Source organism: uncultured Oscillibacter sp. (assembly GCF_910587525.1).
Classification (GTDB): domain Bacteria; phylum Bacillota; class Clostridia; order Oscillospirales; family Oscillospiraceae; genus Oscillibacter.
In genome coordinates this window covers 1-9,505 of sequence record NZ_CAJULS010000093.1, presented here as the reverse complement: position 1 = coordinate 9,505, position 9,505 = coordinate 1, and the positions used below count along the sequence as shown (strand labels likewise).

Annotated in this window: 14 protein-coding genes and 1 other annotated feature; of the genes, 6 read left to right on the top strand and 8 right to left on the bottom strand. The window is 57.9% G+C overall.

All coding sequences use genetic code 11. The features are described 5' to 3' along the window. On the top strand, positions 1 to 505 hold a 505-nt coding region (locus QZ326_RS09090; RefSeq protein WP_295744234.1), incomplete at its 5' end, for an MATE family efflux transporter. A gap of 70 nt (positions 506 to 575) precedes the next feature. Here the strand turns inward: QZ326_RS09090 and QZ326_RS09085 are convergent. The 3 genes from QZ326_RS09085 to rplJ form a co-directional block, all read right to left on the bottom strand. Continuing rightward, entirely contained in the window at positions 576 to 1,937 is a 1,362-nt protein-coding gene (locus QZ326_RS09085; RefSeq protein WP_295744231.1) for a sodium-dependent transporter, read from the bottom strand. Positions 1,938 to 2,056: 119 nt separating this feature from the next. Then, the gene (rplL, locus tag QZ326_RS09080; RefSeq protein WP_295744229.1) at positions 2,057 to 2,425 is read right to left on the bottom strand and encodes a 50S ribosomal protein L7/L12; all 369 of its coding nucleotides are present in this window, start codon (positions 2,423 to 2,425) and stop codon (positions 2,057 to 2,059) included. Between the two features lie 45 nt (positions 2,426 to 2,470). Next, positions 2,471 to 3,013 (bottom strand): 50S ribosomal protein L10, encoded by a 543-nt coding sequence (rplJ, locus tag QZ326_RS09075; RefSeq protein ID WP_295744226.1) that lies wholly within the window; start codon positions 3,011 to 3,013, stop codon positions 2,471 to 2,473. A gap of 31 nt (positions 3,014 to 3,044) precedes the next feature. Continuing rightward, positions 3,045 to 3,169 (bottom strand) — a sequence feature (ribosomal protein L10 leader region). Between the two features lie 160 nt (positions 3,170 to 3,329). Here rplJ and QZ326_RS09070 point away from each other — a divergent pair. Beyond that, on the top strand, positions 3,330 to 3,491 hold the full coding sequence (locus tag QZ326_RS09070) for a DUF6440 family protein (RefSeq protein WP_286082223.1): 162 nt from the start codon (positions 3,330 to 3,332) through the stop codon (positions 3,489 to 3,491). A 287-nt stretch (positions 3,492 to 3,778) separates the two neighbouring features. On the opposite strand, the gene rplA is transcribed toward QZ326_RS09070, so the two are convergent. The 5 genes from rplA to rpmG all read right to left on the bottom strand — a co-directional run bounded on the left by rplA (position 3,779) and on the right by rpmG (position 6,048). Then, entirely contained in the window at positions 3,779 to 4,471 is a 693-nt protein-coding gene (gene rplA / locus QZ326_RS09065) for a 50S ribosomal protein L1 (RefSeq protein WP_016323383.1), read from the bottom strand. 94 nt (positions 4,472 to 4,565) lie between these two features. After that, on the bottom strand, positions 4,566 to 4,991 hold the full coding sequence (rplK, locus tag QZ326_RS09060; RefSeq protein WP_295744216.1) for a 50S ribosomal protein L11: 426 nt from the start codon (positions 4,989 to 4,991) through the stop codon (positions 4,566 to 4,568). 129 nt (positions 4,992 to 5,120) lie between these two features. After that, the gene (gene nusG / locus QZ326_RS09055; RefSeq protein ID WP_295744213.1) at positions 5,121 to 5,645 is read right to left on the bottom strand and encodes a transcription termination/antitermination protein NusG; all 525 of its coding nucleotides are present in this window, start codon (positions 5,643 to 5,645) and stop codon (positions 5,121 to 5,123) included. Positions 5,646 to 5,655: 10 nt separating this feature from the next. After that, a complete protein-coding gene (gene secE, locus QZ326_RS09050) occupies positions 5,656 to 5,871 on the bottom strand; it encodes a preprotein translocase subunit SecE (RefSeq protein WP_016323380.1) in 216 nt (71 codons plus the stop codon). A gap of 27 nt (positions 5,872 to 5,898) precedes the next feature. Beyond that, positions 5,899 to 6,048: a 50S ribosomal protein L33 gene (rpmG, locus tag QZ326_RS09045; RefSeq protein ID WP_016323379.1), complete on the bottom strand. Its 150-nt coding sequence runs from the start codon at positions 6,046 to 6,048 to the stop codon at positions 5,899 to 5,901. Between the two features lie 292 nt (positions 6,049 to 6,340). Between rpmG and QZ326_RS09040 the strand changes: the two genes are divergently transcribed. From QZ326_RS09040 to QZ326_RS09025, 4 genes are all read left to right on the top strand, one after another. After that, positions 6,341 to 7,069 (top strand): M15 family metallopeptidase, encoded by a 729-nt coding sequence (locus QZ326_RS09040; RefSeq protein ID WP_295744209.1) that lies wholly within the window; start codon positions 6,341 to 6,343, stop codon positions 7,067 to 7,069. Between the two features lie 7 nt (positions 7,070 to 7,076). After that, a complete protein-coding gene (ruvX, locus tag QZ326_RS09035) occupies positions 7,077 to 7,502 on the top strand; it encodes a Holliday junction resolvase RuvX (protein ID WP_295744206.1) in 426 nt (141 codons plus the stop codon). Between the two features lie 15 nt (positions 7,503 to 7,517). After that, on the top strand, positions 7,518 to 7,982 hold the full coding sequence (locus QZ326_RS09030) for a hypothetical protein (protein WP_295744202.1): 465 nt from the start codon (positions 7,518 to 7,520) through the stop codon (positions 7,980 to 7,982). Between the two features lie 247 nt (positions 7,983 to 8,229). Next, positions 8,230 to 9,505: methyl-accepting chemotaxis protein (locus tag QZ326_RS09025; RefSeq protein WP_295744199.1), on the top strand; the 1,276-nt coding region annotated here is incomplete at its 3' end.

Sequence of the window (9,505 nt, the reverse complement as noted above, 5' to 3'; positions counted from 1 at the left end):
CTTCCAGTGCGTGGCGGGCAACGCCCTGGGCCTTGCCATTGTGACGGTGGTCTCCCGCTGCATCGGGGCAGGCAGCTATGAAAAGGCCCGGTCCTATACCAGCAAGCTGATGAAATACACCTATCTCTTCATGGTGGTGTTTATCGCCATCACTCTCGTCTCTTTGCCGCTGCTGCTGCGGCTGTATAACGTGTCCGACGAGGCGGCGGGCTATGCCCGGCAGATTGTGTGGATGCACGGCGTCATGGGCGTTTTGATCTGGCCCCTGTCCTTCACCCTGCCCCAGGCCCTTCGGGCCGCCGGAGATACCCGGTTCACCATGGTGGTCTCTACCGTATCCATGTGGACCATGCGGGTGGGCTTTGGCATCCTGCTGGGCCGGCACCTGGGCTTTGGCGTGCTGGGCATCTGGATGGCCATGTTTGTGGACTGGATTCTCCGCATCGCCTTTTTCCTCCCCCGCTTCCTGGGCCACAGATGGGAGACCATGGGTCTGCGGGAATAATACGGATTAAAAAAAGCACCGCTTTGCCTTTTCGGCCGAGCGGTGCTTTTTTAAGTTTTTTTGCGGTCATTTATGCGGGGATCAATCCCTGGATCAGGATCACCAGGATGAGAACCGGCAGCACATACTGGAAGTAAGGCTTCAGCCAATGGGGCATCTTAACTCCCTCTCCGGTATTGGCCTCCTCCAGATACCTGTCGTAGCCCCACCCCCATCTGCTGACACAGAACAGCAGGTACACCAGGGAGCCCAAGGGCAGCAACAGGTTGGACACCAGGAAGTCCTCGCTGTCCAGCACCCCCCGGCCTCCGATAATCTGGAGATCGCTCCAGACATTGAATCCCAGGACGCAGGGGAAGCTGGCAATGAGAATCAGTACGCAGTTGATCAGGGTAGCTTTCCTCCGGCTCCAGCCGAAGTTATCAATGCAGTTGGCCTGGAGATTCTCAAACACGGCGATGACCGTGGAGAAGCTGGCAAAGGTCATAAACAGGAAAAACAGCGCTCCCCACAGCCGTCCGCCAGCCATGTTCAAAAACACCTTGGGCAGGGTGATGAAGATCAGGGATGGACCGCTGTCCGGCCGGACGCCAAAGGCTGTGCAGGCCGGGAAAATAATGAGACCCGCCATCAGCGCCACAAAGGTGTCCAGCGAGCAGATGCGGATTGCCTCGCTGGTGAGCGTGTGGTCCCGGCTCATATAGCTGCCGAAGACCTCCATGGCGGCAATACCAAGGCTCAGGGTGAAGAAAGCCTGATTCATGGCGGCAGTGATCACACTGCCCAGGCCAACCTCAGCAGCCTGCCGGAAATCCGGCAGAAGGTAGAACTTCACGCCCTCCATGCCGCCCGGCAGAGTCAGGCTGTGGGCAGCCAGCACGGCGATCAGGGCCAGAAGACCCACCATCATCACTTTGGTAATGCGCTCCAGGCCTTTTTGCAGACCAAAGCTGCAGATCAGGAAACCGGCCAGCACGGTAACTACCATCCAGATGGTCATCTCCGCCGGGTTCCCCAGCATCCCCTCAAAGAACATATTGTCCACCGCCTCTCCCTCCAGACCTGTAAAGGCCCCGGCGGCAAATTTGAAGAAGTAACCCAGCATCCAGCCGGAGACGGTGGTATAAAACATCATCAAAAGGCAGCAGCCCGCCACACAGAACCAGCCGTGGACGTGCCACTTACTGCCCTCCGGCTCCAAAGCCTTGTAGCTCAGCACGGCGCTCTTCCGGCTGGCCCGGCCCACCGCCAGCTCCATGGTCAGCACCGGCACGCCCATGATCACCAGAAACAGCAGGTAGAACAGCACGAATACGCCGCCGCCGTTCTCACCGGTGACATATGGGAATTTCCACACATTTCCGATGCCCACGGCGCACCCCGCGCTCACCAGCAAGAATCCAAGCCTTGATTGAAAACGCTCCCGTTTCATAAATCATTCCTCTCTTTTCTCCAGGCAGTAAAAAGGCCCGCGGCATTTGCCGCGGGCCTCTCCATTGCGAAAAATGCCTCGTCCCCTCTGAGGGGAACGACTTGTAAAATCGCCTGAAATTACTTCAGCTCGACCTTGCCGCCGGCCTCTTCGATCTGCTTCTTCAGAGCCTCGGCGTCATCCTTGGAAACGCCCTCCTTCAGAGTGGTGGGAGCGCCCTCGACAGTGGCCTTGGCCTCAGCCAGGCCCTGGCCGGTAATCTCGCGGACAACCTTGATGACCTTGATCTTGGCGGCGGCATCGAAGCCGGCCAGGACCACGTCGAAATCGGTCTTCTCCTCGGCGGCGGGGGCAGCGGCGGCGGCGGGAGCGGCCATGGCGGCGGCGGAGACGCCGAACTCCTCCTCCAGAGCGTGGACGAGCTCGCTGAGCTCCAGAACGGTCAGACCCTTGATCTCTTCGATCATGGCGGTAACTTTCTCAGACATTGTATGAACCTCCTGATAGTAAATTTTTAAGTGTGTGGGTGCCGCTTACTCGGCGGCGGGAGCCTCTTCGGCAGGAGCGGCCTCCTCAGCGGGAGCGCCCTGTTTCTCGGCAATCTGCTTCAGTACGACAGCCAGACCGGTGATGGGGGCCAGCATGGTACCCAGGACCTGGGCCTGCAGCACGGGCAGGGCGGGGATGGACGCCAGAGAGTTGATGGTGGCCAGATCCACGGGCTTGCCGTCCATGAAGCCGCCCTTGATCTCAAACTTTCCGTTGAGTTTCTTGGCGTAATCGGCCATGACACGGGCAGGGGCCACGGGATCATCGCACAGGGCCAGGGACGTGGTGCCGTTGAGCAGATCGTCCAGATCACTCAGGCCGGTGTTGTTGAAAGCAAAGCGAAGCAGGGTGTTCTTCACAACCGCATAATCCACTTCATTCTCACGGCACTCACGGCGCAGCGCAGTGTCTTCCTCAACGGTGATACCCTTGTAGTCGACAATCACACCGGCGGTGGCTTTCTGGATCTTCTCAGTCAGCTGGGCCACGATGGCCTGCTTTTCGGATAAGACCTTTGCGTTAGGCATTCTTGTGTTCACCTCCATAGGAATCATAGGCGCGTTCAAAAAAGAACCGTCCGCGCAAAGACGCACGGACGGAGCAGCAATCTCACGATATGCCATCCTCGGCAGGACTTACGGGCAGTGCCCACCTGCTGTCTTTGGAACGCAAGAAGTATTATATACAGGGTTTGGCAAAAAGTCAAGCCCTAATTTCCCATGTCCCTTTTAAGAAATGTGTTGCTGGAATATAACTTCGGCGGTTTCCACAAAAGCATATTGAAATGGCAGGAGTCCAGTGCTATAATAGGCTCAACAAATCGGTATTTATGGAGGAATACTTATGGAGCGTTTTAAAAAAATTTATAAGCAAGGCACTATTGATGTAATTGAAATTTGGATTGATACTCAAACTGGCGTAAACTATATTTTTCATAGAAATGGAAATGCAGCAGGTTTTACACCACTTCTTGATAAAGATGGAAAACCAGTGATAAGTCAATAGTGTTGTAACTTCCAGTTTATTGGGCAGCCATCCATTAACGGGTGGTTGCCCGTTTTAGATATTTTGACAAGTAGTTTGACGAAGCGGCCTTCAGCAACACTAATCTGAAAAGGGAGTTTCCCATTATGAAGCGTTTTTATAGGTCGTTCAGGAAAACCTCGGGGATGTGCCTTTCTCTGAGCGCCTGTCCGGTCTCCAGGGCGAGATCAACGGGCAGCAGCGCCAGTCCACGGCCGGTAAGAGGAATACAAAAAGGGGGGACGGCAGTCCCCCCTTTCAGCAGACTATCAGACAAGTTTTGCCGTAGACATCTTCACGCCGGGGCCCATGGTAGAGGCGGCGACGCAGCTGCGGATATACTGACCCTTGGCGGCGGCGGGCTTGGCCTTCACGATGGCGCCCATCAGGGCGTTGTAGTTCTCCACCAGCTTCTCGGGGCCAAAGGACACCTTGCCGATGGGGCAGTGGATGATGTTGGTCTTGTCCAGACGGTACTCGATCTTACCGGCCTTGACCTCCTGTACGGCCTTGGCCACGTCGGGGGTTACGGTGCCGGCCTTGGGGGAGGGCATCAGGCCCTTGGGGCCCAGGACCTTACCAAGACGGCCTACCACGCCCATCATGTCGGGGCTGGCAACCACCACGTCAAAGTCAAACCAGTTCTCTTTCTGGATCTTCTCCACCAGGTCCATCTCGCCGACGTAGTCGGCGCCAGCCTCGCGGGCGGCGTCGGCCTTGTCACCCTTGGCGAACACCAGCACACGGACCGTCTTGCCGGTGCCGTGGGGCAGGACGATGGCGCCGCGGACCTGCTGGTCGGCGTGGCGGGAGTCGACACCCAGCTTCACGTGCAGCTCGACGGTCTCGTCGAACTTGGCGCTGGCGGTCTTGCAAACGAGAGCCAAGCCCTCCGCAGCCTCATACTGCGTGTTCTTCTCAATCTGCTTGGCGCTTTCCTTATATTTCTTGCCTCTAAACAATGTTACTTCCTCCTCATAGTGGTTCTTCGGAAACAGTTCCTCCCACTGTATGGAACGGCCTCTTTAGCCGTTCGGCAGGTTTTAGGTATTCGGCTCAGTCGCCGACAACAACGCCCATGGAGCGGCAGGTGCCCGCGATCATGCTCATGGCGGACTCCAGATTGGCGGCGTTCAGGTCTTTCATCTTGATCTCGGCGATTTTCTGGATGGAGGCCTTGGAGATAGTGGCCACCTTGGTCTTGTTTGGCACACCGGAGCCGGACTCGATGTTGCACTCCTTCTTGATCAGGACGGCCGCCGGGGGCGTCTTGGTGATAAAGGAGAAGGAGCGGTCGGCGTACACGGTGATGACCACGGGGATGATCATGCCCGCGTCGTTCTTGGTGCGCTCGTTGAATTCCTTGGTGAAGGCGGCAATATTGACGCCGTGCTGGCCCAGGGCGGGACCCACGGGAGGCGCGGGAGTCGCCTTGCCTGCGGGAATCTGCAGCTTGATATAACCTGTTACTTTCTGTGCCACGGAGTAGCACCTCCTAAATTATAAATGTGGTGGCGGGCAGAGCGCCCGTCTTTGGCGGGGCGGCAAAATGGCCCCTCCCACTTGCGCCGGAACATCTCCGGCAGAACAGCGCCCAAAAGCGCCGGATGGTCAGGCCTGGACCTCTACCTGGTCCAGCTCCAGTTCCACAGGCGTCTCCCTGCCGAACATGGAGACCACCACGCTGACCCGGTTCTTCTCCGGCTCGATCTCTTCGACCACGCCGGTGAAGCTGGCCAGCGGACCGTCCATAATCCGCACATGGTCGCCCACGCTGTACCTGACCACGATCTCGTGCTTTTCCATGCCCATGGCCAACACCTCCTCCTCGCTGAGGGGGATGGCCTTGTTGGCGGAGCCCACAAAACCGGTGACGCCGCGGACATTCCGCACCAGATGCCATGTCTCGTCCGTCATGATCATCTTGATCAGCACATAGCCGGGGAAGACCTTCCGCTCCACCTCCTTAGTGGCGCCGGAGTCGGTGACCTCGGTCACCGTCTCCATGGGGATCTCCATCCGGAGGATCTGGTCCTCCATACCGCGGCCGGTGACAAACTTCTCAATGCTGGTCTTGACGGCGTTCTCGTAGCCGGAATAGGTATGGATCACATACCACTTCGCGCTGTCTGACATACCGCTCTCCTTACGCACCGAACACGCTGAGGATCATATCCACAGCGGAGACCGCCACGAAGTCAAAGATCCAGATGCAGGCGCCGATCACCAGAGAGCACAGCAGCACGGTGCCGGTGTTCTTCATCACCGTCTGCTTATTCGGCCAGACGACCTTTTTCAGTTCGCTTTTCATCTCGCGGAACCAGAGCCCGCGGTCCTTTTTCTTCTTCGCTTCTTCAGCCATACGTTACACGCCCTTTCTTCATTCTTGTTACTTGGTCTCGCTGTGGAGCGTGTGCTTTCTGCAGAAGCGGCAATACTTGTTCAGCTCAAGCTTGTCCGGGGTGTTCTTCTTGTTCTTCATCGTATTGTAGTTTCTCTGCTTGCACTCATTGCACCTCAAAGTGACTTTTACGCGCATTAACGGCACCTCCTTATTATTGGCATCTCTCCGGCTTCGCCGGGAATGCCGACTGCCTCCCTGCTGATTGGAAGTCCGGCCTTCGCCGCACGCCGAAAAGCGAAATGTGCGCACGACAAAAAAGCCCCTTCTCGCAGGTAAATGGAATTTTACCACAAGTCAAGTCCAAGGTCAACTGTTTCCGCAAAAAAATTCCAGATTTCTGTGGCTTTCCTTCGGCGGCTTGTTTTGTCCCGGGAAGTGTGCTATACTCCACTTGATCAGTATAACCGGAATGACCGAGGTGTTAACCATGCGACTTTTTCTGCCGCTGGCGCTGGGGCTCTCCCTCCTTCTGGCAGGCTGCGGGCAGCGGACGCCCCCGCCGCCGGAGGCGCCTCCACCGGCGGAAGAGCCGGCGTCTGTCCCGGAGCCCATCCCTCTCCCGGAACCTGAACCGGTCCCGGAACCCGCTCCCCAGCCGGAACCGCCTCCCGCCCCCGGGGACTTTCTTCCGGTGGCGGAATGGGTCCCCGGCATCCGGGTGGACCTGAAATACGCTGGAGAGGACAATTTTACCGGCCAGACCATCTATGATTTCACAGAGGCATACCTCCGCTGCAGCACCATCCAGAAACTGGCCGCCGCCCAGGAGGCCCTGGCCGCCCAGGGGTACTCCCTGCTGGTCTGGGACGCCTTCCGCCCCGCGGCGGCCCAGTTCCGCCTGTGGGAGGTGTACCCGGACCCGGTATATGTAGCGAACCCGGAGAGAGGCTTCTCCTCCCACAGCCGGGGAAACACCGTAGACGTGACCCTGGTGCTGGAAGACGGCTCTCCAGTGGAGATGCCCACCGGGTTTGACGATTTCTCTCCCCTGGCAGACCGGGACTACAGCGACGTACCGGAAACCGCCGCCGCCAACGCCCGGCTGCTGGAGGACGTGATGACGGACTGCGGCTTCAAGCCGTACAGCGGGGAGTGGTGGCACTTCTCCGACACCGACAGCTACCCCGTGGAGGAGGACTTTGTCCCCGGAAAGTGAGGAATATATGCGTATTATGGCCATCGACTACGGCGACGCCCACACCGGCATCGCCGTCTCGGACCCCACCGGCCTGCTGGCAGGGTTCACCGCTACCATCGATGCCTATCATCCGGAGGCCGCGGCAGACCGGATTGCTGCCCTGGCGGCGGAGCACGGCGCGGAGGAACTGGTACTGGGCCACCCCGTCAACATGGACGGCACTCTGGGCCCCCGGTCACAGAAGGCCCACACCATGCGGGCCCTGCTGGAGGAGCGGACCGGCCTTCCAGTGGTCCTCTGGGACGAACGCCGCACCACCATCGACGCCCACCAGATTCTGATGAACAGCGGCAAGAACGCCAAGAAACGAAAGAAAACCGTGGACGCCGTGGCGGCGTCGCTGATCCTGGAGGGGTATCTCACCTATAAAAAGAGCCATCCGCAGGGCTGATGGGAGACACGGAATATGTACCGGCACTGTGACGATGACCCCTCCCTGTTCAGCCTCCATGACTGCCGCGCGGAAAAAATGAGCTATGAGAGCAGGACGCTGTCCTTTTATTTTCCGGACGGCTTTTGGGTAACCCGGGACCACCCGCTGAACTCCACAGGCAAAATTGTCAGGACCGGTCCTTCCGAGGTGAAATACCGGATTCTTGACGAGGACATCGACGGCGCAGACATCTACGTGTTTACGGAGAAACAGCGGCGAAACGCCCTCCGGGTCAGCTGGGAGCCGGGAAACTTTCTCGCCGCCGTCAACGGCGGGTCTCTCCAGGTGGAGTTCATCACACAGTATCAGAGCTGGCAGTCCATTCTTCACAAGTGCTGGGCCTGGTTTGGTCCCCATCATAAGGAATGTGAGATCATTTTGCATACAGACCAGACCCTCTGGTGCTGGGACAGCCTGTGTCCGGACCGGGTGTGGTAAAGAATGGCCGCCTGCCGCTTACATTTATCTGTAAAAAGGGCCGTCAGATTCCCGTCCAAACACCGGGGCCTGACGGTCCTCTCTGTTTTTCAACTTTACCAGTGTTCACCCTGCCTCCCAGTCATTCTCTGTCAAAAAAGCAGACGAAAAATAGGGTTGCAAAAAGCTCCATATCTTATTATAATTGATAGGCTGGGCGGGTAATCCCGCCCGCAGAGAAACATTATAACAGATGGAGTGAACAAGCATGAAAAAAAACCAGTTCTCCAAGGGCGATGCCGTCAAAACAAATAAGCGCATCGGCCAGAAGGTCGGCAAAGTGGTCATTATCATGCAGGTGGTCTCAGTCATTTTCGCAGTAGCCATGTGTGTGGCCATGTTCCGCAGCCTGACCACTAAAATGCTGAAAGACCGCTGCACTAACGGTACCAATATGCTGTCCTATCTCCTCAGTCAGACCGGCGGCGGTGAGGACCCCAACCAGCTGCTGGACGAGCTGAAAAGCCGCATGGGCTGTGAGTTCACCATTTTTGAGGGCGATACCCGGGCCTACACCACGGTGATTCAGGATGGGGAGCGGGCCGTGGGCACCAAGCTCTCCTCCAGCCTGTCCAACACCGTGCTCCAGCAGGGGCAGTCCTATGTGGGCAAGGCGATCATCCTGGACGAGGAGTACCTCTGTTCCTATGTTCCCACCAGGGATGCCGGAGGAAACATCAACGGGCTGGTCTTCGCAGGCATCTCCGGCGCTGAGGCCAGCCGGCAGATCCTCATAACGGTGATTCTGTCCTCCGTGGTGAGCCTCATCGTCATCGTCATATGTGTTATGATTATGGCCGCGTATCTGAAAAAAACGGTCTCCGCCCCGCTGGCCGAGATCACACGGGTGGCCGGATACTTGGAGCAGGGCCGTCTGGGTCTGACCAGCGGCGAGGAGATCAATGTCAGCGTACATTCTGACGATGAGATCGGAGAGCTGGGCCGGATCTTTGAGGAGACCATCCGCCGCCTGCGCTCCTATATCGGTGAGATCGCAGCCGTGCTGGATTCCATCGCCAGCGGCGACCTGACCAACAGCGCCCGGCAGAACTACGTGGGGGACTTTATGTCCATTAAAGAGTCTCTGGACAGCATTGTGACCAAACTGAATGACACCATGTACCAGATCCGGAACAGCGCTGAACAGGTGGCCTCCGGCTCCGACCAGGTGTCCACCAGCGCCCAGGCCCTGGCTCAGGGCGCTACTGAGCAGGCCAGCTCCGTGGAGGAGCTCTCCGCCACCATCAGCGACATCTCCGAAAACGCCCAGAAAACCGCGCAGGCCACCAGGGAGGCCGGCCAGTTTGTGGAACAGGCAGGCGCCCAGCTGGGTATCAGCGTGGAGTATGTCAAGAACCTGAACCTTGCCATGGAGCGGATTTCCGGCTCCTCTCAGGAGATCAGCAAAATCATCGCCGCTATTGAAAATATCGCCTTCCAGACCAATATTCTGGCCCTGAACGCCGCCGTGGAGGCCGCCCGGG

Bases quoted from the DNA above. Each gene is read 5' to 3' on its own strand.
- ruvX (WP_295744206.1), top strand. From the start codon at position 7,077: ATGCGTATTATGGCCATCGACTACGGCGACGCCCACACCGGCATCGCC.
- rplL (WP_295744229.1), bottom strand. From the start codon at position 2,425: ATGTCTGAGAAAGTTACCGCCATGATCGAAGAGATCAAGGGTCTGACC.
- nusG (WP_295744213.1), bottom strand. From the start codon at position 5,645: ATGTCAGACAGCGCGAAGTGGTATGTGATCCATACCTATTCCGGCTAC.
- QZ326_RS09070 (WP_286082223.1), top strand. From the start codon at position 3,330: ATGGAGCGTTTTAAAAAAATTTATAAGCAAGGCACTATTGATGTAATT.
- QZ326_RS09030 (WP_295744202.1), top strand. From the start codon at position 7,518: ATGTACCGGCACTGTGACGATGACCCCTCCCTGTTCAGCCTCCATGAC.
- secE (WP_016323380.1), bottom strand. From the start codon at position 5,871: ATGGCTGAAGAAGCGAAGAAGAAAAAGGACCGCGGGCTCTGGTTCCGC.
- rpmG (WP_016323379.1), bottom strand. From the start codon at position 6,048: ATGCGCGTAAAAGTCACTTTGAGGTGCAATGAGTGCAAGCAGAGAAAC.
- rplJ (WP_295744226.1), bottom strand. From the start codon at position 3,013: ATGCCTAACGCAAAGGTCTTATCCGAAAAGCAGGCCATCGTGGCCCAG.
- QZ326_RS09085 (WP_295744231.1), bottom strand. From the start codon at position 1,937: ATGAAACGGGAGCGTTTTCAATCAAGGCTTGGATTCTTGCTGGTGAGC.
- QZ326_RS09040 (WP_295744209.1), top strand. From the start codon at position 6,341: ATGCGACTTTTTCTGCCGCTGGCGCTGGGGCTCTCCCTCCTTCTGGCA.